The 25076-nt window shown below is 75.4% G+C and carries 8 protein-coding genes; 4 read left to right on the top strand and 4 right to left on the bottom strand.

Annotated features, from left to right (window positions below; all coding sequences use genetic code 11):
* Positions 1 to 276: 276 nt before the first annotated feature.
* Together OIM89_RS29415 and OIM89_RS29420 are read right to left on the bottom strand one after the other, a co-directional pair.
* Positions 277 to 11022, bottom strand: a complete 10746-nt coding sequence (locus OIM89_RS29415; protein ID WP_264491752.1) for a non-ribosomal peptide synthetase/type I polyketide synthase — start codon at positions 11020 to 11022, stop codon at positions 277 to 279.
* Entirely contained in the window at positions 10982 to 12217 is a 1236-nt protein-coding gene (locus tag OIM89_RS29420) for an MFS transporter (RefSeq protein ID WP_051727140.1), read from the bottom strand. Before OIM89_RS29420 ends, OIM89_RS29415 begins: the two co-directional genes overlap by 41 nt.
* A 654-nt stretch (positions 12218 to 12871) precedes the next feature.
* On the opposite strand from OIM89_RS29420, the gene OIM89_RS29425 reads away from it, so the two are divergent.
* The 4 genes from OIM89_RS29425 (at position 12872) to OIM89_RS29440 (ending at position 21092) form a co-directional block, all read left to right on the top strand.
* Positions 12872 to 15877, top strand: coding sequence for a type 2 lanthipeptide synthetase LanM family protein (locus OIM89_RS29425; RefSeq protein ID WP_151170310.1), 3006 nt, complete (start codon positions 12872 to 12874; stop codon positions 15875 to 15877).
* A gap of 85 nt (positions 15878 to 15962) precedes the next feature.
* Positions 15963 to 16154 carry a hypothetical protein gene (locus OIM89_RS29430; protein WP_003946487.1) on the top strand — a complete coding sequence of 64 codons (192 nt, stop codon included), beginning with the start codon at positions 15963 to 15965 and terminating at the stop codon, positions 16152 to 16154.
* A 63-nt stretch (positions 16155 to 16217) separates the two neighbouring features.
* Positions 16218 to 19136, top strand: a complete 2919-nt coding sequence (locus OIM89_RS29435) for a helix-turn-helix transcriptional regulator (protein WP_226964892.1) — start codon at positions 16218 to 16220, stop codon at positions 19134 to 19136.
* 153 nt (positions 19137 to 19289) lie between these two features.
* Entirely contained in the window at positions 19290 to 21092 is a 1803-nt protein-coding gene (locus OIM89_RS29440; RefSeq protein WP_217466772.1) for a BTAD domain-containing putative transcriptional regulator, read from the top strand.
* Between the two features lie 5 nt (positions 21093 to 21097).
* Here the strand turns inward: OIM89_RS29440 and lanKC are convergent, their stop codons facing one another.
* Both lanKC and OIM89_RS29450 read right to left on the bottom strand, forming a co-directional pair.
* Complete coding sequence (gene lanKC, locus OIM89_RS29445) at positions 21098 to 23689, bottom strand: class III lanthionine synthetase LanKC (RefSeq protein ID WP_226964891.1); 2592 nt, start codon at positions 23687 to 23689, stop codon at positions 21098 to 21100.
* A gap of 39 nt (positions 23690 to 23728) precedes the next feature.
* Positions 23729 to 25072 (bottom strand): MFS transporter, encoded by a 1344-nt coding sequence (locus OIM89_RS29450; RefSeq protein ID WP_030696844.1) that lies wholly within the window; start codon positions 25070 to 25072, stop codon positions 23729 to 23731.
* Positions 25073 to 25076 lie beyond the last annotated feature (4 nt).

Below are 25076 nucleotides of genomic sequence, written 5' to 3' on the forward strand. Positions count from 1 at the left end.
AGCCGTCCGTTCGCCTCGCCCGGCGGATCTCTCTGACGGCAAGGGCCCCGGCAGCGGCTGCCGCCCCGAGCGGCAGCAGAGGCGCCAGTACCGCGATCCCCCAGGAGACGAAGCCCGTGTCCACCGCTTCGTACCGTCCCCAGGGCGTCCGCGCCACCCGGATGGTCTCGCCCTGACGCCCCTCGTACCTGACCTCGACGGTGCCCGGGTCCGTGGCGGATGCAGGGGGAGGTCTTCCCGGCGAGGCTGACCGCCGGGAAGACCTGGGGCCCGTGATCACGATGTCGGCAGGACCTGCTTCAGGAGCTCGGTGAAGTCGTCGGCCCAGGCGGTGACGGTGGCTTCGTCGAAGAGGTCCGTCGAGTACTCGAAGGTGACGGTGAGTTCCCCGGGTCCGGGGACCACGACCACGTACAGCTCGTTGCGGGCCGCCCCGGACGTCGGGAGGTCACGTACCGAGGTGGTCAGGCCGCGCAGGGGAAGGTCCGGCGGCGGTGTGGTGACCACCGAGAACAGCACGGTGGGGAAGAGGTTCTCCACGGTCTCCCCCGACACCAGTTCCACCACCTCGGTCAGGGGCAGGTCCTGGTGGTCGAGGGCGGTGAAGAGGGTCGCGCCCAACTGCCGCACCAGGTCGGCGAAGGTGTCGGCCGCGCCCAGCCGTGCGCGCACGAGGACGGCGTCGCCCAGGAAACCGACCACCCCGGCCCGCTCGGCCGCGGAACGATTGGCGCTGGACGCGGCCAGCACGACGTCGGGCAGGCCCCCGCAGAGCCCGCCGGCCCAGGTGGCGAACGTCGCGGCCAGCACGACGTAGGGCGTCGTCCCCAGAGTGGCGGCCGCCTCGGCCAATTGTCCCGGGACGGGTCCTCCGACGCGCCAGGTGTGCAGCGCTCCCGCGCCGGAGAGCGTCGCCGGCCGCGGCCGGTCGTACGGAAGTGGCAGGCGCAGGGGGACCCCTTCGAGCTCTGTCCGCCAGAACTCTTCGAGCTCCGCCCTGCGGTCGCCGCTCAGCGCGTGCTCCCGCCGCGCGCAGTCGGTGAACTGCACCGCCGGCGGCGCCGGTGAGTATCCGGAGCCCGCCTGCCGGGCGTCGTACAGCTCCCGCAGTTCGCGCCGGACGACCCCCAGGGACCAGCCGTCGCACACGGCGTGGTGGAAGACCGTTACCAGCACCCAGTGATCCGGGCCGAGCCGTGCCAGCCGGAAGCGGAACAGGGGCGCCCGGTCCATCGCGAACGGGCGTGTGGCCTGCTCCCGGCACCACCGATCGACCTCGTCGTCGGACCGCGCCGTCAGGTCGTCCAGCGGCAGCTCCACGGGCACCTGCGCCAGTACCTCGAACCGGTACTCACCGTCGTGGTGCGAGGCTCTGCCCCGCAGCGCGTGATGGCGGCCCACCAGGTCCCTCAGGGCGCCCGCCAGGTGCCGCGGGTCGAGCGCACCCCGCAGGTCGACACGGTGCGCGATGTTGTAGACGGCCGGATGGGCGTGGGCGTGGTGCCGGTGCCACAGCCTGCGCAGTGTGGAGGTCAGCGGCACCGAGTCGGCCACCTCACCGGCGGGGCCGGGCCGGTCACCGCGTTCCGCGAGGGCGCGGATCGTGGGGGTCAGGAAGAACTCCGCCATGGACAGTTCGACGTCCAGCTGCTCCGCCATCCGGTTCAGCACGCGGATCGCGCTCAGGGAGTGGCCCCCGGCCTCGAAGAAGGAGCGGGTGACCGGCACCCGGGGCACGTCGAGTTCCTCGCACCACAGCTCGTGCAGGGCCTTCTCGGTGGGGGTGGCGGGCTCCTCGTCCCCGTCCGCCGCCGTGAGGTCCGGTCCGGGCTCGGGTAGTGCCGCCCGGTCCAGCTTGCCCGAGGTGTTCACCGGCAGGCGGTCCAGGTGCACCAGGTGACGCGGCACCAGGTGGCCGGGGAGTACCGCGGAGAGCGCCGCGCGCAGGTCCGGCCGGTCGCCGTCCGGCTCCGTGGGCACCACGTAGGCGACCAGTTCGTGGTCGCCGTGCCGGTCGAGGCGGGAGACGACGGCCGCGTCCCGGACGCCGGGCAGGGCGCTGAGCGCCGTCCGCACCTCCGCAGGCTCGACCCGGTGGCCCCGGATCTTGACCTGGTCGTCCGTCCGGCCGCAGTACTGGAGGGTGCCGTCGGTGCGCCAGCGCCCGAGGTCCCCTGTCCGGTACAGCACGGAACCCGAGCCGTCCGTGAGGAAGACGTCGGCCGTCTCCGCGACCCGGCCGTGGTAGCCGTACGCCACCGGGGCCCCGCCCACGTGGATCTCTCCGACCGCCCCGGGCAGCACCTCCCGCCCGGCGTGGTCCCGCAGGATGATCCGCGCGCCCGGCACCGGCGTGCCGACCGGTGGCCACGCCCCGCCGTCCCGGTCCACGCGGTGCGAGGTGACGATGACGGAGGTCTCCGTCGGCCCGTACTGGTTGTACAGGGCGCATCCGGGGTGCGTGGCGAGGAAGCGGCGGAAGGCGGGCGTCAGGTGCAGTGCCTCGCCCGCCGAGTACACCTCGCGCAGCGAGGGCAGGTCGGGTCCGGTCTCCAGGAGGTACCTGAGCGGCGTGCACGGCATGAACAACCGTTCCACACCGTGGCGCCGCACCGCCTCGGTGACCGCCGCCGCATCGTGCCGCACCTCGTCCTCGATCAGTACGAGTTCCGCGCCCGTGCACAGGGTCGTGAAGATCTCCTGCACGCTCACATCGAACGCCGGCGACGTCCACTGGAGGGTGCGCGGCGCCGCATGGCTCACCCCGAGCCCCCGCACGAGGTTGACCGGGCCGCGGTGGGGCACGACGACCCCCTTGGGGTCACCTGTGGAGCCCGAGGTGTAGATGCAGTACGCGGGGTCCTCGGGGCCCGCACCGCCCTCCGGCGGATGTGTCGTGGGCCCGCCCTCGACCTCCTCCACCAGGCGCACGGTCCATGGGGCTCCCTCCGTCCCGATTCCGGGGTGGCCGGTGAGGACGGAGGCCGTGGTCAGCAGCGTCACGGGCGCGCCGTCGTCGAGCAGCCGGGCCAGCCGGGCGGTGGGCAGCGAGGGGTCGAGCGGCAGATAGGCGGCGCCGCTCTTGAGCACCCCCAGCACAGCCGCGATCAGCTCCGGGCCGCGAGGAAGCAGCAGAGCCACGCGCTCGCCAGGTGCGGCTCCTTTCGCGCGCAGGTCGTGGGCGAGCGTGTTCGCCCGGCCGTCCAGTTCGCCGTACGAGACGGTTCGCTCTCCGCTCACCAGCGCGACGGCGTGCGGGGTCCGCCGTGCCTGGCGCTCGAACAGCCCGTGCAGGGTGTCCTCGACGACCGGCTGCGCCTCGTCCAGGCGCCCCATCCGCGCGAGAGCCGCGCGATCGGCGCCGCTCGGGGCCGTCAGTTCCCCCAGCGGCGCGTGAGGGGTCCGCAGGGTCCGGCGCAGTACCTGTTCCACGTGGTGCGTGAAGCGGGCGACGGTGGCCTCGTCGAACAGGGCCGTGTCGTACTCGACCATGAACCGCACACCGTCCGCGTGGTGGGTGAGGTAGACACTCAGGTCGAACGGGGCTCGTGCGCTCGGTACGTCGATCAGTGTCGCCCCCGGCCCGGCGGGGTCGAACTCCACCTCACTCTCGTTCTCGTACTCCACCATCACCTGGAAGAGCGGGTTCCGCCCCGGGTCCCGGCGTGGGGCGAGCTCCTCCACCAGTGCGTCGAAGGGGACTCCGCTGTGCTCGAAGGCGGCGGCGGTGGCCACGCGCACCCGGTGCAGCAAGGTGGGGAAGTCCGGGTCGCCGGCCAGATCGAGCCGGAGGGGGACGGTGTCGAGGAAGAGGCCGACATGGTGGTCCGCGCCGGCCGGCCGGGCGTTGAGGACCGTGCCGAGGACCACGTCCTCCTGGCCGCTCAGCCGGCTGAGCACCGCCGCGACGGCACCGGTCAGGGCCATGAACAGGGTGACGCGGGTCCTCGCCGCGAACGCCTTCAGCGCGCCGGTGAGTTCCGCGTCGAGTTCGTGGGTGAGGCTTGCCCCGTCCCCTGATCTGACCGGAGGCCGGGGCCGGTCGACGGGGAGAGCGAGCTCCGGGGCCCCCGCCAGCTCGCGCCGCCAGAACGCGAGGGACGCCGCCTGGTCGGACGGGGGGCCCGGGGCCACCGGCCGCGGGGGCGGCGGCGCGGGGGCGACACCGCGCTCCGCCCGGTAGCAGGCCGCGAGATCGCGGACGAGCACCGCCGTGGAGGCCGAGTCGAAGACGATGTGGTGGGCCAGGAGGAACAGCAGATGCCGTTCGCCGGCCAGGCGCAGCAGCCGCGCCGTCACCAGCGGGCTCTCACGGAGACCGAGGTGCCTGCGGCCCTCCGTGGCGAGCGCGCTGCCGAGCGCCTCCTCCACCGTGGCCCCGGTGCACTCCTCCACCGGGCAGTCCAGCCGGACCTGGTCGCGGATCTCCTGGTACGGGACGCCGTCGTCGTCCAGGAAGACGGTGCGCAGGGCCGGGTGGCGCTCGGCCACACGCTGGAGGGCCCGGCGCAGGGCGGCCGTGTCCAGGGGACCGTCCAGCAGGATCGCCTTCGGCTCGTGGTACATGGCGGTCCCCGGATGCAGCTGCTCCAGGAACCAGATGCGGCGCTGCGCGGGGGTGAGCGGGAGCCGCTGCGGCTGCGACGCCGCCGGCTCCGTACCGCCCCGGCCCGCGCGACGGCGGAGGCGGTCGAGCACCGGAAGGGCGGCCAGTACCTTCTCCTTCCGGACACCGAAGTCGACGAAGCACGCGATCTCGTCCGCGCCGGCCTCCGTCAGGCGGCGTACCGTCTCGGCGGCGGTCTCCTCGTCGCCGATCAGGGCGCGGGAGGCGCAGTAGCGCTCGTAGGCCCGCTGGAGCAGGAACTCCACGTCCTCCTCGGGCGTGTTGTCGAGGTCGGCGGTGAGACCGAGGCTGTTGGTCACCTGGCCGAACAGGGAGAGGGAGGAACGCAGGTACGACACGAACGGCCGGTACGCCTCTGCCCGCGCCCGGGCCCCGTCCTCGTCGAGGTACGTGTGGACCAGTACCACCACCCGGCCGGTCTGCGGATCGAGCCCGTGCTCGGCCCTCGTGCGGCGGTACAGGGCGATGTTCTCCGCCAGCTGCTCGACCGTCTGCGTCATCAGGTTGGTGACCACCCCCAGGCCCTCGGCGGCGGCCCGGCGATAGCTGTCCGGGTTCCCCACGACCGCCACGTACAGGGGGAGTTCGCGCTGCAGAGGAGCGGGGTGCAGACGGATCTCGACGTCCTCGCCGTCGCCGGCGGCCACCGGCAGCGGCTGCCCCGACCAGAGCCGGCGCACCGTGTCCAGCTGCTCGTACATCACCTCGCGGTGGCGTCCGAAGTGGTGCGGGGCGAGTGAGAAGTCGGTGGCGTGCCAGCCACTCGCGACGCAGAGGCCCGCCCGGCCGCCGGAGATGTTGTCGACCACCGACCACTCCTCGGCGACCCGCACCGGGTGGTGCAGAGGAAGGACGACCGATCCGGCGTGCAGCCGGATGTTCCGGGTGCTCGCCGCGAGTGCCGCGGCGAGCACGGAGGGGTTGGGAAAGAGAGCGCCGAAGGAGTTGAAGTGGCGCTCGGGGAGCCACAGGGCATGGAAACCCTGCTCGTCCGCGTAGGCCGAGGCCTCCATGATCAGCGCGTACTTGTCGCTCTCGCCCTCCTCGGGATAGTCGCCGAAGAAGTACAGGCTGAAGTCGCAGCCTCGCGACGCGTCCGGCGGCCGCCGTGTGTCGTGGCTGTCCGGTGCCGAGCGAGGGACGGGCACCGGCGCCGCGGGCGCCGTCGGACGCCGGTCGGCGGGCCCGGGCCGGGGAAGGTCCTGGGCGGGCGGGGTGGCGGGTGCCGGATCGGCCGGTGGAGCGGCCGGGACCGCGGTGGAGGCGAGGACGTCGAGCTGCCGGGACATCACCCCGGTCACCTGCTCGACGAGCTGCTCGGTGAGCTTCAACTGCTGCCCGAGCAACGCGAGCAGCCCGCCCGCAGCCTCCGGACCGGGGTCCGCGGGGGAGGGTGCCGGTGGCGCGGCGGCGGTGACGGGCGCCTCCTCCCGCTGCGGCCGCTGTTCCGTTCCGCTCCTCTCGTCGCCGGAGGCCGACGCCGGCCCGGCGCCCAATTGAGCGAGACGTTCTGCCAGCGCACGCGGGGTGTCGGCGGTGGAGAAGAGCTCCCGCACCGGGACACGCGCGCCGTACCGTTCCTCCAGCGCCGCCGTCATGCCCATCAGCGCGAGCGAGTCCGCGCCCAGCTCGAAGAACGACGTGTCGGGTTCGACGTCCGGTACCTCCAGGCCGAGCTTGGCGGCGGTCAGACGGCGTACGTGGGAGAGCAGGTGGTCCGGCACGTCGGACTCCTTCGGAGGTGTGGCCGGCGGTGGCGTGGCGGGACCCGTCATCCGGCGCCTGCGCAGCGGGTGTCCCGGCAGCGGCACCCTGCTCCCGCCGCCGTTGACCACCTGCCAGTGCAGGTCGGTGCCGGCGCGGTACACCGCCCCCAGCGACAGCAGGAGCCCGTGCGCCTGGTCCGGGGCGTCACGTCCGGTGCCCTGCCCGCCGAGCCAGCGGCTGCGCGGAACGCAATGACGTCCGAGACCGGTGAGGGTGTCTCCCGCCCCGAGCTCCACGAAGTCCTCGCACCCCTCCGCCGACGCGGCGGCCATGGCCAGGTCGAACCTGACAGGTTCGCGTGCCTGGCGAAGGAGGTAGCCGGCGTCCGGCGTCCAGCCCACTTGCCGGACCCGTCCGTCGGCGGCCGTCACCACCGGAGTGTGCAGGGGGCTGTAGGCCACCCCCTCCGCGTACGCGCGGAACTCCTCCAGAGCCGGTTCGACGTCCGGGGAGTGGAACGCCCGGTCGACCGGGAGCGCCCGCCATCGCACGGCCTCCCGGTCCAGCAGGCGCACCGCCTCGTCCAGGGCCTCGGGCGAACCGGAGAGCACCTGCGCGCGGGGCCCGTTGAACGCCGCCACGACGGCCCCCGCCGCCCGCGCGACGCGCTCCGCCCCCGTCGGCCCGGTCCGCACCGCGATCATGCCGCCCGGGGGACAGGACGCCCGCATCAGGCGCCCGCGCCACGCCGTGAGCCGCAGACCGTCTTCGAGCGTGAGGCCGCCGCCCGTGTACAGGGCCCCGTACTCGCCGACGCTGTGGCCGAACAGCAGGCGCGGACGCACGCCGGCGGCGCGCCACACCTCGGCGAGCGCCGCCTGGTGGGCGAAGAGCGCGGCCTGCGCGGTCTCGGTGGGCCAGGTGACGTCCTTCGCGGAACCGTCCAGCAGAGGCGTGAGCAGCGTGCCGCCGAACTCGTCCCCGTACACTTCCGCGCACCGGTCGAGGACCTGCCGGGCGACCGGATGGGCGGCGTGGAGACCGCCCGCCATGCCGGGACGGGCGGTGCCCTGGCCGGCGAAGGCGAACGCCGGCGGGCCTTGCGGGGCAGGCGGCCCGCCGTGCCGGTCCTCCAGGGAGGCGGCCAGCTCCTCGGCTGTCCGCCCGACGGCCGTCGCCCGCGAGGCCCGGTGGCGCCTGCCCAACGCCATCGTGGCCGCCACGTCCGCCGCGGGGAGCTCCGGCTCCTTCCGCAGCCGTTCGCGGACCAGACCGACCAGCTGCTCCAGCGCCTCGGGGTCGCGGGCGGACACCGGGACGAGGAACGGCAGTTCGGGAATCGCGGGTGCTGACCGAGGGGGTGGTTCCTCCAGTACCACGTGCGCGTTGGTGCCACCGACCCCCAGCGCGCTGACCCCGGCTCTGCGGGGCACTCCCTCGGGAGTCGTCCACGGCCGCAGCTCGGTGGCGAGGACGAGGGGGCCGCCCTCCAGACGCAGTTCCGGGTTGGGCCGCTCCAGATGCAGTGTGGGGACCAGGGTGCGGTGGCGCAGCATCAGGACCGTCTTCAGCAATCCGGCCATCCCGGCGCAGCTGTCGAGATGGCCGATACTGGGTTTCACCGAGCCCACCGTGCAGAATCCGGTCCGCCCGGTCCCTTCGCCCAGCGCCCGGCCCAGCGCCTCCAGCTCCACCGGGTCGCCGAGCGGCGTGCCGGTGCCGTGGGCCTCCACGTACGAGATGGTCTCGGCGGGCACGTCGGCCCTGCTCAGGGCCTGGCGGACCACCTCCACCTGGCCCGCGACGCCCGGCGCGCTGAAGCCGGCCTTGCCCGCCCCGTCGTTGTTGACGGCGGAGCCGAGAATGACCGCGTGCACGCGGTCGCCGTCGGCCAGCGCGTGGTCGAGCCGTTTGAGCAGCACGGCGGCGACACCGTTGCCGCCGACGGTGCCGTCGGCCTCCGCGTCGAAGGCCCGGCAGCGTCCGGTGGGGGACAGGACCGACCCGGGGTGGCCCTGGTAGCCGCTCTCCTGCGGCAGGTGTACGGCCGCAGCGCCCGCCAGCGCCATGGACACCTCGCCGCTCAGCAGCGCCCGCACGGCCAGGTGGACGGCGACCAGCGAGGTGGAGCAGGCCGTCTGCACGCCGATGGCGGGGCCGGTGAGCCCCAGCCGGTAGGCGACACGGGAGGCGAGGAAGTCGGACTCCCTGCCGATGGCCGCCTGCATGCCCGCTGCCGGGTCCCCCGGAGCCGCGGGTGCGTACGCGGGCGGGCTCTGGTGGTCGTACAGGTGCATGGCCGCGCCGGCGAACACGCCGGTGACGGCGCCGTGTTCGGGTGCCGCGCGCCCCGCGTCCTCCAGCGCCTCGTGGCAGCATTCCAGGAAGAGCCGGTGCGCGGGATGGGTCAGGCCGGCCTCCGCGGGGCTCATCCCGAAGAACTCCGGATCGAAGTCGTCGGCCCCGTCGACGACGCCGCCGACCGGCACCAGACCGGCGGCGTGCCGCTGCTCCGCGGAGACGCCGGCGGCGGCGAGTTGCTCCTCGTCGAAGACCCGTACGCTGTCCACGCCGTCGCGCAGGTTCGCCCAGAATCCGTCGGGCGAGTCCGCGCCGGGAAAGCGCAACGACATGCCGATGACCGCGACGCGGCGCTCGGCCGCGTCGTCCGCCGTGGCCGTGGCCGTGGCCGTGGCCGTGTCCTCGGCCGCGGGGCGCGGCGGCGGTGCGGGGGCGCAGGACAGGTGCGCGGCGAGTGCGGCGGCCGTGGGGTGCTCGAAGAAGACGGTCTGGGGGACGGGCACCGCGAGCCGGGTCTCGAGGCGGGAGCGGAGCCGGGTGAGGAGCAGGGAGTCCAGTCCCAGCTCGTAGAACGGCACGTGCGGGTCCACGGCGTTCCCGAGCAGGGCGCCGATCTCCTCGCACACCGCCCCGGTCAGGTCGCCCGAAAGGGCGCCGACGACGGACCGTGCGGTGGCGGTGCCGCCTTCGGTGAGCAGTCTGCGGCGCAGCTCGGCGCGACGCACCTTGCCCGCCGGAGTCCTCGGGAAGTCGCCGGGAGCGACGGGCAGGACCCGGGCCGCGGTCAGACGCAGCCGGGAGAACAGCTCGGCCCTGATCTCCCGGGAGATCCGCCGGTCCTCGTCCGCGCCCCGGCTCACGAAGAACAGGGCCAGCCGCTCCGTACCGCCGGCCTCGTCCGGGACACCGCACGCCGCGACCTCGCCCTGGCGGACCCCCGCGACGGCCGTGGCCGCGTCCTCGACCTCGTGGCAGTACACGTTGTGACCGTTGACGACGATCAGGTCCTTGCGCCGGCCGGTGAGCACGAGTTGCCCCTCGTCGAGGAAGGCCAGGTCGCCGGTGTCCAGCCAGTCCCTTCCCATGGGGAACGCCTCCGCGTCGGCGTCCGGGTTGTTCACGTAGCCTGGTGTGAGACGAGCGGGTGTACGCACCTGGAGGCGGCCGATGCTGCCCGGCTGCGCGAGCCGGCCGGCGTCGTCCACGATCCGCAGCGTGACTCCCTGCGCGGGAGAGCCCGACGCGACGAAGGTGGCGCACTCCTCGTCCGGGGTCTTCTCGTCGGCCCGCACCAGGCCGCCGCCCAGACTGCTCTTGAGCAGGCGGTGCACGGTGCCGGGCCGGTCCAGCCGGCCGTAGGTGACGGCGGTGACCGTCTCGGCCATCCCCCAGGCCGGCACGATGTGGCTTTCCCGGACCCCGGAGGCGGCGGTGGCGTCGAGGAAGCGGCGCAGCACCGGCAGCACGACCCGCTCACCGCCGCAGAGCAGTGTCCTGAGGCGGCTCAGGTCCCAGCTGCGGGAAGGAGCTTCGGCGAGGGCGTCGGCGACCAGCCCGTAGGCGAAGGTCGGGGCCCAGCTGTGCCGCGCCTCGTAGGTCTCGAGGAGGTCGAGCCAGCGCAGCGGCTCGGCCAGGACACGGTCGGTGGGGGAGTGGACGTTGGTGCACCCCGCGAAGACCGCCAGCAGGTGGTACAGCAGGAACGCCCCGCTGTGGTCGACGGGCAGCCAGTTCACCATCGTGTCGTCCGGCCGTACGTCCAGTGCCCGGCGTGCGCTCGCGGCGAACTCCGTCAGGCCGGCGTGGGTCAGGCGCGCCGCCTTGGGGGCACCGGTGCTGCCCGAGGACAGCATCAGCAGCGCGACCTCGGCCCCGGCGGGCTCGGCGTGGTCCTCGGCCGGGTGCGCGCCCAGACACTCCTCGGCGACGGCGACCCGCAGGTGCGGAGCGGCGGCCGTCAGGTCCCACGCCCCGGGACCGTCGGTGAGAACCAGGGCGGCGTCCAGCGTCGTGCAGGCGTGCAGCAGACGCTCGTACGCGGGGGAGCCGGGAACGGCCCGCTCCGCGATCGCTGCCGGCTGCGCCCCGCCCAGGAGACAGGCCCAGAAGGCGGGGAAGAACTCCGCGAGGGGTAACCCGCACAACACCACGACGTCACCGGCCCGCAGCCCCCGCTCCCGCAGCCCGCCGAGAAGCCGGCGAGCCTGCGCCAGGAGGTGGGGATACGGCAGGCCGGCCGGGGTTCCGTCCGTCGTGAGAGTCACGACTCCGGCGCCCGTCGCCGCGCCGGCGGCGCGGAGCAGGGCGTCCACGGGGCTGTGCGGATCGTGCTCGCCGTATGCGGGCTCAGGCCCCCGGAGGAGTGCCTGTCCCTGGACGCGTTCCATGTGTGTCCCCTTCTGATCCGTGGGTGCGCGACGGAGACCGGGCCGCGGTGGCGGCGAACGCCAGCAGGAGCAGCGCCGCCAGCACCGCCGTACCGTGGAAGACCCCGACCACGCTCAGGGCGGGCAGCGCTTCGAGGGCCGCCGCTGCGAGTACGGTGCCCACGGCGAAGCCGGCCGTCTCCGCCGTGGCGGACATGCCGAACAGCCGGCTGCGCTGACGGTCCGGCGCCGCCTGCAGACGCGAGGTGTAGACGATCTCGGTCCAGCCGTCCGCGAAGCCCGCGCAGGCGGCGACCGCGACGAGGCCGGCGGCGGGCAGGCCGGTGAAGGCCGCCACGAAGCACACCGACATCGCCAGCGTGCCCCAGGCGAAGGCACGTTCACCCCACGCCGTTCCTTTGCCGGCACGTTTCAGCACCAGGTGGGCGGCGATAGTGCCGACGGCCCAGGCGACCCAGAAGCGGGTCATGAACAGGGCCGGGGCGGACGGCTCCGCGGCGTGGGCGACCACGGGCAGCGCGACGTTGTGCGAGGAGGAGGCGAGGGCGTCGACCCCCCGGAGCAGGATCATCCCGAGCAGCAGCCCGGGAAGACCGGCCGCGCCCCGCCACGGCCGCCGGCGCCCAGGGCGCCCGGCGCTCTCCTCCCGGCCGGGCTCCTCCGCCCCCCGGTCCTCCCCGTCCGTGCGCGGCCGCAGTGCCAGCAGGGCCACGGCGCAGACCGCGAAACTCGCCGCGTTCAACGCGAACGCGGCCCCGTACCCACCGAAGGCGATGACCGGGGCGGCGGAGGCGAACCCCAGCACCGTGGCGATCGACCGCCCCGTGACCAGCAACCCGTTCGCCCGCGTGCGGGCTTCCGGACCGACCATGGCGGGAACCGCGCTGCGCAGAGCCACGGTGAAGCAGACGTTCCCCGCGCCCGTCACGACGACGGCGCAGCCCAGCAGCCACACCGGTGCGCGGTCCGCGCAGAGAGCGAGGACGGTCATGGCGACGCCCTGACCGATGTCCGCGCCGACCATGATCCGCAGGCGGGTCGTCCGGGCCGCCAGCGCGGCGGAGCCGAGCCCGGCGAGGAATCCGGCGAACAGGCGCAGCGCCATCAGCGCGCCGACACCGAAGGCCGAGCCGGTGACCTGGAACGAGAACAGGCTCAGCGCGATCAGGTTCAGGTAGTTGCCGTAGCCGGACACCGCGTAGGCGCCGACAACCGCGCGGAAGCGCCCACCCGTCCCTCCGCCCTGCCCCTCGCCGCCTCCGTGCGCGCTCGCCCGGCCTCCTCCGGTGGCCCCTGAAGACGACTCGCCGGCGTCAGCCGTTCCTGCCTGCGACATCGGCCTCACCAGTCCGTCAGGAGCGCCGGGCCGTACACCTCGTGCACGTCGGCCACTCCTCCATGAGCATCGTCTCCCGACGCCAGGGCTGTCGCAAAAGCAGCGTCAGCGTCAGATGTGTCTCGGTGCGTTCGGGACCCCGGCCACGTTCGTGCTACCGGAAAACGCTTCCCGGAAGAGGGTGATGAGGGGGTGCGGCCCGTGATGCGACCGGCGTGTCCGCTCGGGTCGTGCGCGTGGGGGACGTGGCGTGCGGCTCATGATCTTAGGGCCCGGAGACTCTTGTCAACGCCTTCGCGCACCGGCATCCCCGTACCGGGGCGGCCGCGCGGCGGTGTACGTGCCCAGCCGCACGGAGGTGAGGGCGGGCCGTCCCGGCCTGCCCGCTCGGCCCTCCCCCCGCCCGCCAGGAAAGATGGGGGCCCGACCCCCATGTGCCCCCCTCCCCCACGCGGCACGATGGGTCACGCCGCGGGCCGACAGGTTCCGCGTCGGGATCGAGGGGGTGGGACGTTGGAGCGGAACGCTTCGGGACCGGGGTGCGGCGACGCCCGCCCCGCCGGACGGGGGGCGGTTGCCCTGCTGGAGAACGGTCAGCGGCACACCGGGGGCGGGGCCTGGTGGGTACCGGCCCTGCGCCCGGGGGAGCGGACCGGGCAGGTGCCGGACTGGGCGGTGTGGGTCGAGCGGGTGCTCGCCACCACGCCGGCAGTCCTCACCCCGCCCGACGGGCGGTACGAAGGTCTCAGCGGGTTCGAGCGGGTGCTGGCACCCTTCGCCGAGGCGGCGGGGGAGCGGATGGTGGCGGCTCTCGGGGGCGCGGAGCGGCGGCTCGTCGACCTGACCGCCGTCCGTGCCGGACTGGTCCGGGCGCTCGGGCCGCGACTGGCCCGGATCGCCGCCCGCGTCCTCGTGACCGAACTGCACCGGGCACGAGAGGCGGGCGGGCTCGCCGGTGACGACAGCAGGGCCCGGTTCCGGGAGTTCCTGCGGCAGGTGGGGGAGCGGCAGGGCCTCACCGCTCTGCTGACGGCCCATCCGGTCCTCGCCCGCCTGCTCGGCCGGGTCAGCCTCGACGCGGCCGACGCCTTCGCCGAACTGCTGCACCGACTCGCCGCCGACCAGGCGGCCCTGGCGGAGGCGGGGCTCCCGTGCGGGGCGGACGGACATCTGCTCGTCGACGTCGAGGCCGGGGCGGGGGACAGCCACGGCGGCGGCCGGACGGTGGCGCTGCTGCGTTTCGCGGACGGCGCGCGGCTGGTGTACAAGCCCCGTCCGGTCGCCGTGCACCGCCACTTCAACGACCTCGCCGACTGGCTCGGCCGCCTGCCCGGCGCGCCCCGGCTGCGCACGCTGACCGTGGTCGACAGGAGGACCCACGGCTGGGTCGAGTTCGTGGAGGTGCTGCCCTGCCGGAGCGGGCCGCAGGTGCGGGAGTTCTACCGGCGGCAGGGCGCGCTGCTCGCCCTGCTGCACGCCCTGGACGGGACCGACCTGCACCACGAGAACCTGATCGCCCACGGCGAGCACCCTCTCCTGGTCGACGTGGAGACCCTCTTCCACCCGGCCCTGCCGATCGCCGACTCCGACGACCCGGCGAGCAGGGCACTGCACGACTCCGTCCACCGGGTCGGTCTGCTCCCGCAGTTCCTTCTCGGCGACGACAGCGCGCTCGACATGTCGGCGGTCGGCGGCGGCCGCGCCGCGCTCTCTCCCGTGGCGCTCGCCGGGTGGGCCGACTGCGGGACGGACGCCATGCGGCTGGTGCGGCGCCCCGGCCGGTTCCGGGAGTCCGCCAACCGCCCCCGCCTGCACGGAAGGCCCGCCGAACCGGCCGCGTACACGGCCGAGCTGCGCGAAGGGTTCCGGGCGGCCTACGCGGCCCTCGGCGAGGCGCGTGCGGAACTGCTCGGGCCCACCGGGCTGCTGGAGCGGTTCCGGCGGGACGAGGTGCGGGTGGTGGCGCGGCCCACCGCCGTCTACGCCACCCTCCTCGACGAGACCACCCACCCCGAGCTGATGCGCGAGGCCGGCGCGCGGGACGCCGTCCTCGCCCGGCTGAGGGACGGCACGCTGGGCCGCCCCGCCCTGCCCGGGCTGGAAGACGAGGAGATCACCCAGCTCTGGTCCCACGACGTGCCCGTCTTCACCGTTCCGGCCGGCGGCACCGCCCTGAGGGGGGTCAGCGGCCGTGCCGTGCCCGGCACGGTGCCGCTCTCCGGACTGGCCAGAGCCACCAGCAAGATCGCGGCCCTCGACAGCGTGGACCGGCAGGACCAGGAGTGGGTGATCCGCGCCGCGATGGTCTCCGCCTCCACCGAGCCCGTCCACCACCCCGCCGGGGCCGGGCGGGGCCCCCGGCCCGCCGCCGCGCCCGAACCCGAACGGCTCCTCGCCGCGGCCCGCTCCCTCGGGGACCAGCTGGTCTCCCTCGCCTACCGCACGGCGGACCGCGCCAACTGGCTCGGCCTGGAGCTGCTGGGCGACCGCTACTGGCGGCTCGGCCCGATGCCCGCCGACCTCGCGGCGGGCTACTGCGGCCCCGCCCTCTTCCTCGCCCAGCTCGCCGGTGTCACCGGTGTCGCCCGGTACGCGGAGACGGCGAGCGCGGCCCTGGCGCCGGTGGCCGGGCTGCTGGACGCCCTGCACGAGGACCCCACCGCGCCGCCCGCCGTGGGCTCGGGCGCCTTCGCCGGGCTCGGCGGGATCACGTACACCCTGCTGGAGACGGAGCGGCTGCTCGGGGAGCCGGTGTGCGCCGAGTCGCTTCCCGCGGCGCTGCGGCTGCTGGAGGCAGCGGCGGCGGGCGAGCGTGAGACGGGCGTCGGCGCCGGAACGGCCGGCGGGCTCGCGGTGCTCCTCGCCGCACACCGCGTCACCGGACGTCCGGAGACGCTGCGCGCCGCCGGACGGTGCGCGGAACGGCTGGTGGCCGCCGGCCCTCCCGCCGGGACCGGGTTCCTGGACGGCTCGGCCGGTACGGGATGGGCACTGCTGCGGTACGCCGAGCGGACCGGTTCCCCGCGCTTCCGGGAGGCGGGGCTGGAGGCGCTCCGGGCGGCTGTCGCCCCGTTCCCGACGGCGAAGGACGACGCTCAAGGAGGCTGGTGCCACGGCCGGGCCGGCACCGCCCTCGCCGTCGCCGACAGCCCCGCCGCTCTCGCCGACCCCCCGCTGGCCGACTGGCTCACCACGACGGCCCACCTTCTGCGGCACGCCGAGCCCCGCCCCGACGACAGCCTCTGCCACGGGGAGGCGGGCCGGCTCGAACTCCTCGGCCATGCCGCCCTGGCCGGAGCCCGCGCCGGGCTCGTCCACCGCACCGGCGTGCTGCTGGCCGCGGTCGAGGACGACGGGCCGCGCTGCGGCACTCCCGACCACGTCCCGCACGCGGGGCTGCTCACCGGCCTCGCGGGGATCGGGCACGGGCTGCTGCGCGCCGGGTTCCCCGGCCGCGTGCCCTCCGTACTCCTCCTCGACCAGCCCACTCGGCTCACGGCCCCCGACCACCGACTCTGACCGCTGCGCACCCGTGCGCCCACGCACCACCGCACCGAAGCCCGCGCACCTCAACCGTCCTCCCGACCAAGGATCGAGGCATCCCATGCAGATCGACGACGCTGCCACCCACCTGACCGACGGCGCCGGCGAGAGCGCCGGGGCACACCCGGTCGGCGCCATCACCCTCTTCACCACCGGCGCCCTCGGGCTGCGCTCCAGACTCCTCAGCGCGTCGGAGGGCGGGGCGTCCTACTCCCACGAACTGCCGTGGACCACCATGACCGCTCCGCAGTGACGCCGGGCCGGTCCGGAGCGGCACGCCCTGCCGCTCCGGGGCCCGCTCAAGTAGCCTGCGCACATGCGTGCGACTTCCTCGGTCATCGTCGGGCGGGACAGCGAATCGGCTTTACTGGAAAGGGCGTTGGGCGCTGCCGGACAGTCCTCGGGAAGGGCGGTGTTCCTCGTCGGCGAGGCGGGGATCGGCAAGTCGCGGCTGGCGGGCCGGTGCGCCTTCGACGCGTATGCCCGCGAGGTGCCCGTCCTGCGCGGACGGGCCACCTCCACCGGGCTCGTCGTGCCCTACCGGCCGCTGATGGAGGCCCTCTCCTCCCGGTTCCGGGCCGCGGGCACCCCCGAGGAACCAGAACTGGACCCCTTCCGCCCCGCCCTGTCCGAGCTGGTGCCCGAATGGCGGCACGGCCCCCGGTTCGCCGTCTCCGTCGTCGAACTCGCCGAGGCCCTGCTGCGTCTGCTCTCCGTCCTCGGGCGGGAACGCGGCTGCGTCATGGTCCTGGAGGACCTGCACGACTCCGACACCGAGACGATCGCCGTCGTCGAGTACGTCGCCGACAACCTCGCCGACCTGCCCGTCCTCCTCCTCGGCACCCTCAGACCCGAGCCCGGCCCCGCCCTGGACGTCGCCCGGGCCGCCGCCGGCCGGCAGACGGCCACCGTCCTCGAACTCGGCCCGCTGGACGACACGCAGGTGCACAGGATGACCGAGGCGTGTCTGGACGCCGCCCCCGGCGAGGTACCCGCCGAGGCCCACCGCAGGATCGCGCGCCGCGCGGGCGGCAACCCGTACCTGGTGGAGGTGCTCCTCGCCGACCTGGTCGACTCCGGCACCCTGCGACGGACGGACACCGGCTGGCGGTGCGAGGACGGCCCGGAGGGCGGCGTCCCCACCGGCATCGTCCGCAGCTGGGCCGCACGCCTGGACCGCCTCGACCCACCCGTCCGCGAACTCCTGCTCGCCGCCGCCACCCTGGGCAGCACCTTCCAGGTCCCCCTGCTCCAGACCGTCCTCGGCTACGAGGAACGCGCCCTCTTCGCCCATCTGCGCGCCGCCACCGAGGCCGGCGTCATCGCCCCCGACGGTGCCGCACCCGACCGGTACGCCTTCCGGCACGCGCTCACCGCCGAAGCCCTCACCGCCGCCCTGCTCCCCGCCGAACGGGCCGCCACCGCCCGCCGGGCGGCCGACGCCCTGGAGGAACTGGGGCCCGCCATGAGCGAGGACGCCCGCCAGCTCCTCGCCACCCTCCACCTGGCCGCCGGGGACGCCGCCGCGGCGGGAGCGCACCTCGCCGAGGCCGGCCGCCGGATGCTCGCCCAGGGAGCCGCCGGCTCCGCGGCCGTTCTCCTCGAACGTGCCCGCGAACTCATCCCCGACGGCCGCCGCCCCGAGGTCGCCGCCTCGCTCGCCGTCGCCCTCGCCGAGGCCGGGCGGCTCGCCGAGGCGTTCGCCCTGGCCGCCGGACTGCCGCCGGTGCCGCCCGGCACACCGGCCGCCGCGGAGCGCGCCGACGCGCACATCAGGGTCGCCTGGGCCGCCGTCATGGGCGAGCACCCCGAGGAGGCGGGGCGCCGGGTGCGCGCCGCCCGCGCCCTGCTCGGCCCCACACCGCCGCCCGGGCAGGAGGCCGCGCTCGCCGTGGTCGAGGGCCACCTCGTCCTGCTTCCCGGCGGCCCGGGCGAGGACGGCACCGCCGACGCCGCCGAAGCCGCCCGCCGGGCCGCGGCCGTCGCCGAGGAGCACGGCCTGCCGGTGGTCGCCTGCCAGGCGTGGCAACTGCTCGGCCTGCTCAGCCGGGACCAGGGTTTCGACGCGGCGGACGCCTGCCTGGAGCGGATGCTCGAGGTCTCCGAACGCCACCAGCTCGCCGCCTGGCGCACGGAAGCCCTGGTCCGGCTCGGCGCCAACGCCTTCCTGCGCACGGGCGACGCGACCCGGCTGGCGGCCGCCCGCACCGCCGCCGGGGAACTCGGTGCCCTGGCGCTGACCCAGACGGTGGACGGGCTGCTCGCCATGAACGCCGTACTCTGCGGCGACTGGGAGAAGGCCCGCGCCACCGTCGACCGCTCGGCCGACGCCGCCGCCCGGGTACGCAACCTCTCCGCCCACCGCTACCTCCTCCTCGCCGACGCCACCCTCGCCGCGCACCAGGGGCACCGCCGCGAGCGGGACGCCGCGCTGCTGCGGTTCCGGCGCGCCGGAGGCGAGGACTCGCTGCTCGTCCCGCTCCAGCGTGGCCTGTGCCTGGCCGTCGGAGCCCTCCTCGAAGAGGACCGCCGCGGCGCCCGGGAACACCTGGAGGCCGCGGTGGCCTGGGAGCGCGAACGGCCCAGCCTGTACTTCCTCGGCGGCCGCTGGGGCCTGCTCCCCCTCGTACGTGCCCTGGACGACACCGGTGACATCGCCGGTCACCGGGCGGCCCTCGCCTCGCACGGTGCCCAGCTCGCCTGGAACAAGCTCTTCCTCGGCATGGCCGACGCGGTTCACCGGGGACGCGGCGGCGACCCGGCGGGCGCCGCGGAAGCGGTCCGGTCGGCCCTGCGCACCGGGGAGGCTTTCCCCCTCGCCCGCCATCTCGCGCTGCGGCTGGTCGCGGAGGCCGCCGTCGCCGACGGCTGGGGCGAACCGGTGAGGTGGCTGCGGACCGCCGAGGAGTACTTCCACGCGGCCGGGGTCCAGCCCGTCGCCTCCGCCTGCCGGGCCGCCCTGCGCAGGGCCGGGGCCAGCGCCCCGCAGCGCCGCGACGGCCGCGACCGCATCCCCGCCCCGCTGCGCACCAGCGGCGTCACCCCGCGAGAGTACGAGGTGTTCGTCCTCCTCCCGGACCGGCCCGGAAACCAGCAGATCGCCCGGCACCTCTCCATCTCGCCGCGCACCGTCGAGAAGCACATGGCGAGCCTGCTCGCCAAGACCGGCCGCCAGGACCGCACGGCCCTGTGCGAGTTCGCGGCCGAGTGCGCCTCGGCCGCCGTGCCCCGCTGACCGGGCACCTGGGGGCCGTGGGGGATTTTCGGGCGGGGGCCCGGCGGAAAGGTAGGGGGAACGCCCCGATGCCGTACCCGGGCCCGCCGGGCAGCATCGCCGTTGGGCACGCGTGACCACCGTGCCCGGACAACGGAGCTGGGAGGCCCGCCCGTGACCCCTGCGCCCCGCACCAGCGCGCACCCGTCCCGACCGCACTTCACCGTCCTCGGGCCCCTCGCCGCCCACCGCGGGGGAGTGCCGCTCTCCCTCGGGCCGCTCAAACAGCGTCTCGTCCTCGGCCTGTTGCTCAGCAGACCCAACACCCCCGTCGGCACCGACGCGCTCACCGACGCCGTCTGGCCCGACGACCCGCCACGCACCGCCCGCAAGAACCTCCAGGTCTACGTCAGCAGCCTGCGCACCCTGCTCGGCGACGGCCGCACCGCCTCCCCGGACCTCCTCGTCCACGACTGCGGCGGCTACGCGCTGCGCGTCGAGGACGACGAGGTGGACGCCCTGCGGATGAGGCGGCTCGCCCGGTCCGCCGCCGGGCTCGAACCCGCCTCCGCCGTCGGCCTGCTGCGTGAAGCGGCGGGCCTGTGGCAGGGCACACCTCTGCACGACCTGCGGCGGTCTCCCGCCCTCGCGGCCGAGGGTGAACGCCTGGAGCGCCGGTGCCTGTCCGTCCACGAGGAGTGGGCCGAGTGCGAACTGGCCCTCGGCCGCGGCCCGGCCGTCGTGGAGGAGCTGCGCGAGCTGGCCGAGCGGCATCCGCTCCGCGAACGTCTGCACGCGGCGTGGATGACCGCCCTGCACCAGTCGGGGCGCCGGTCCGAGGCGCTGGCCGTCTACGACGAGTACCGGCAGGAACTCGCCCGGGAACTCGGCCTGGAGCCGGGCGGCGCCATGGCCGACCGCTACCGGGAAGTCCTCTCCGCCGCCCGGACCCACCCCACCGCCCGGCCCACCACTGCCGCCGAACTGCCCCCGGACCCGACCGCGTTCACCGGGCGTGGCGGCCAGCTCCGTGAACTCATCGACGCGCTCGACCGGCCCGGCGGGGAGGGCGGCACCGTGCTGCTCACCGGTCCGGCGGGCAGCGGCAAGACGGCCCTCGCCGTACGGGCCGCCCGGCTGCTCGCCGACCGCTACCCCGACGGCTGCCTCCTCGTCCGGCTCCGCGACAGCACCGGCGCCGCCCGCCCGGCCACCACCGTCCTGGACCGCCTGGCCGGCCTCACCGGGGTCCCCGCGACCCCGCAGGCCTGGCGTCGCTGGCTGGTACGGCACCGTGCCCTGGTGGTGCTGGACGACGCCCCCGGCGAGGACGCCGTGCGGGGGCTGCTGCCGGCGGACGGCCGGTCGGGCGTGGTGGTCACCGCCCGGGGCCTGCTCGGCGGTCTCGCGCCGGTCGGCCGGGTGGACGTGCCGCCGATGGACCCGGCGGAGGCCCTCGACCTGCTGGCCCGGTTCGTCGGCGCGGCCCGCGTCGCCGCCGACCGCGCCGCCGCCCTGCGCGTCGTGCACGGCTGCGGGCTGCTCCCGCTCGGCGTGCGGGTCGCCGGGATGCGCCTCGCCGTCCTGCGCCACCTGCCGCTCGCGGAGTACGCGGACCGGCTGGCCGACCCCGCCTGCGCACTCGACGAACTCTCCGCCGGGGACGTCCTGGTGCGCGACCGGCTCGCCGTGGCCTGGCGCGACCTCCCGGCGGCCCAGGCCAGGGCCCTCGCCCGGCTGGCCTCCGGCGGACCGGAGGGCCCGTTCACCCTCGCCGAGGCGGCGGCCGCCCTGGACAGTCCGGTGCGGGAGGCCGTGCGCACCGTGGAGTCCCTGATCGGCAGTGGCGCCGTCACCGCCTCCGGCGGCGAGGTCACCGCTCACGCCGCACACTACGAAGTGCCGCGCCTGACCTGGCTTTTCGCCCGTGAGAACGCCGAGGGGCGGACCGGGCGACGGGTGGGTGTGCCGGGGTGAGCCCGTCACCCCAGGGTGAGCAGGGACAGGAGCGCCCTCGGCCCCCTGGGCGAGGGCGGGGGGCCGGGAGGGGCGGCCAGGGTGTGCAGGGCGAGCAGGAGCCCCGCCGAACCGGTCGCCAGGTCGGCGGAGAAGCGGCGCAGACCCGCGCCGGGGACCAGGAGACGGTCGTCTCTCTGGACGAGGTGCCAGGTCAGGTTGCGTACGGACGCCAGGACGTCGGGTGCCGGTGCGGTACGGGCCGGGCCGTCGGCGGGCGCCGTGTCCAGCGCGTGTGCCGTCGCCGTCAGTCCGGCGCGGCCGGTGAACAGGCCCGGCTCGCGGACGAACTCCAGGACGCACCCCTGGCGTACACCGGGCAGCAGGCCCGACAGCAGGGGGTCCTCACGGTGGTCCAGGTAGGCGCGGGCCACCAGGGCGAAGCCGCCGCTGCCCTGGTCCAGGTAGAGCAGGTGGCGGCGGCCGTCCTTGACCTGGACCGAACCGCCCGGCATCCGTACGCAGTGCGCGGCCTCCCGGTGCAGGATGTCCCGCGCGGAGTCCAGCAGGTGGCGTTCACCCGTCAGTTCGTACAGCTCCAGGTGGAGCAGGGCGGCGCCGGAGAGGCCGCGCAGCAGGCCGGCGGAAGGCGGCGCGCTCAGCCCCGGCACGGTCTCGCCCCGCGCCAGTCGCGCCAGGTCGCTCGCGGTGCGGAAGACCTCGGGCGGCGGGCAGGCGCCGGGCCCCCCGGCCGCCCGCGTGACCCGCAGTGCCGCCAGGGCCCGTCCCGCGCGGCCCGTGGCGAGGTCCGCGCCCGTCGGCGGGGGCCCGGCCGAGGCCCGCTCCAGCAGCTCCACCGCCGCGTCGCCCTCCCCGAGCGCCGCGAGGACCGCCGCCGCACCGGGCAGGCCGTCGAGGAGCCCGCCCGCGCGCTCCGGCGGGCGGCGCAGGGATGCCTCGGCGAGCCAGCGCACCCACTCGGGGGGCACCTCGGCGCCGGCGTGCCGCAGGGCGTGCAGCACCCCGGCCGCGCCGTGCGCCGCGCACACGCCGCCGCTGGCGAACCCGTCGGGCCCGCCCGGGAAGAGCCGGTCGAGGCGCTCGGGCGTGGCGGCGGCGTGGATCCCGGCCGCCAGCATGGTGCGCAGTCGTCCCCAGTCCGGCTGCGTACCCGTCAGGAGCCGTGCCACCGGGTCGGTCCGGCCGGCGGCCGAGGCGAGCGCCGCCGGGCGCGGGGGTCCCGCGTCCGGGCCGAGCCGGTAGCGGTCGCGGGCCCAGCGCTCCAGGACCAGGGCCTTGCGACGGTCGTGTCCAGCCATCTCCGTGAGCGGCATCAGCATGTGCAGCCAGGTCGACCACAGGGCGTACGCGTCGGCCTCCGCGCCGGCGGTGCCCGCCGGAGCCTGCATGCCGAAGGCGCCCGCGAACGGGCTCGGGTCGTCCAGTTCCACCGCGTACTCGAAGTCGATGAGGACCAGGCGGCCGTCGGGGCGCAGCACGATGTTGGCGGGGTGCAGGTCGCCGAAGCGCAGGCCACGGGCGTGGACGGCGGCCAGGGCCGCGGCCAGCCGGTCTGTCACCTCGTCCACCCAGGCGCGGTAGGCGGCGAGTTCGGCGTCGGTGCGCTCCCCGCGGACCAGGGCGTACCGGGCGACGATCTCCTCGAAGAGCGTGCGGCCCTCGATGTGCTCCTCGACCAGGAAATGGTGCTCCCAGACGGTGCGCACTCCGTGCACCCGTGGCACGCACTCCAGTCCGGCCAGCCGCCGCAGGGCCCGGTGTTCGCGGTGCAGACGGGTGACCGCGTCGTCGCCCGCCGAGTCCAGGCCGCAGTGCGGGCGGGCCTCGCGCAGGACGACCCGCTCGCCGGTCCCGCGGTGCCGGGCGAGGTAGATGCCGCCCGCGTTGGAGAACTGGAGGGCGCGCTCGACCACGTACGGGAAGCTGTCGTCCCGGGCCGCCGCGCGGGCCGCCAGGTGCGGGCCCAGCTCCGGCGGCACGGTCACCCACGGAGGCACCCGGAAGACCACGTCACGCTCGTCGGGGACCAGCCGCCCGTCCGGGGCGCGCAGCGCCGGGACCGTGCCGCCGTCCGCCGCCCGGCACCAGCGGTCGGTGAAGGAGCCGTACCGGACGTAGACGGGAGCGTCACCGATCCGCAGGTCGCTGAGGATGTAGGGGCCGCGGCGGCCGTCGAGCGCCGCCGACAGCTCGGCCACCAGCCGCAGAAAGGCGGGCTCGTCCGGCGGGTAGGCGGTGATGAACTTGCCGCTGCTGCCGCGCGCCATGTACTTGTCCGACATCAGCGCGAGCGCCTGGCGGCTGCGCAGGAATTTGACGGGTACCCCGTGGCGCAGGCAGATCCGTACGGTCTCCCGCAGCGTCGCGGCGGCCTCCTCGGGGACCGTGGAGACGTGGATCTTCCACCCCTGCTCGGTGACCGGCGCCCCCTCGGGCCGCAGCCAGGTCCACAGACCCGAGCGTCCCTTGTCCCACCCGGGGAGCGCCGCCCGCCGGTCCAGCGCGAACCTGGACCCCTCGTCGGGGAGCCGCGCGGGTGTCTCGTAGTACGTCGGGTCGGCGAGCGAGTAGAGCTGGTTCTGGTGGAGGCCGGGCACGGTCCGCCGCCTTTCTGCCGGGGAGGTGAGCGGGTCGGGTCAGTGCGGGGGAGCGGCGGCCGCCGGGTCCGCCCTGCCGGTCCCCGGGTCGTTCCCTCCGGCGGCCGGGGGAGCGTCCGGTCTCCCGGGCCTCTGCGCGCCCTCGGGGTCCCCGGCCGCCGCCTCGTGCGCGGGGACCGCGCGGGCCGACGGGGCGAAGGTCACCACGGCGGCCGAGACCGCGAGCACCGCGCCGATCGCGGTGAAGGCACCGGCCGGGCCGAGAGCGCCGAGCAGCGCGCCGCCCGCCAGCGGCCCGAACGGCTGCACCAGCGAGGAGAGGAACCCGGCCGAACTCTGCACCCGGCCCACCCGGTCGTCCGGGGTCACCACCAGCAGCGTCGAGAGGAAGCCGATGCTGGCGACCGTGGAGAGGAACATGCAGGCCATCACCAGCAACCCGGCCACCAGGGGCACCCGTACCACCGCCAGCGCGCCGGCCGTCGCCACGCAGAGCCAGCAGGTGGCGGGGACGAGCAGCGCGGTACGCCGCTCCGGCCGGAGCCGGGGCGCCAGCAGGGCCCCCGCAAGCGCGCCCGCCGAGGTGCAGGCCACGACCAGGCCGCCGCCCACTCCCGACCGGCCGCTGTCGGAGAAGACGGACAGGGCGGTGAAGCTCATCGCCCCGAAGCCGAAGTTCATCCCGAGACCGAAGACCAGCAGCACCGTCCGCAGGTAGGGCAGCTGCCAGAGGAAGGCCAGACCGGCCGTCAGCTCGCGGCGGCTGAAGGCGCGCCCGGGGCGGGCCGCCGGGCGTGAGCGGGTGCGGACCAGGGCGACGCACAGGGTGGACAGCGCCAGACCGACCGCCTCCGCGAGGAACGGCAGCACGGGATGGACGCCGAACAGTGCCCCGCCGATCAGCGGGCCCACCAGCCGGGCGGTGGCGGTGCGGGCCTGGAGCCGGGCCGTCGCCGTCCCCATCTGGTCCTTCGGCACGACGGCGCGCATCAGCCCGAACGCGGCGGGGCCGTAAAGACTGGTGATCACCGCTCCGGCCGCCGCGACCAGCAGGACCAGGGCGAGCGGGGCGTGCCCGTTCCACACCGCGACGACCAGCGCCGTCACCACGGTGAGGCTGCCGAGGTCGCAGAGCCGCATCAGCCGGCGCCGCTCCACCCGGTCCGCGACCACGCCGCCCGGCAACATCGTCACCAGCAGCGAGGCGATGGAGACCGTTCCGATGGCGCCCGCCTGCACGGCCGAACCGGTCTCGCGCAGGACGAGCAACGGCAGGGCGAGCGCCGTCATCTGGGTGCCGATCACGGCGAAGAGGCCGCTCAGCCAGAGCAGCCGGAAGTCTCGGTTGGCACGCAGCGCGACCGCGCGCTCGGGCTCGGGCATGGGT

The sequence above is a fragment of the Streptomyces sp. BI87 genome (assembly GCF_025957665.1).
GTDB lineage: Bacteria > Actinomycetota > Actinomycetes > Streptomycetales > Streptomycetaceae > Streptomyces > Streptomyces albidoflavus.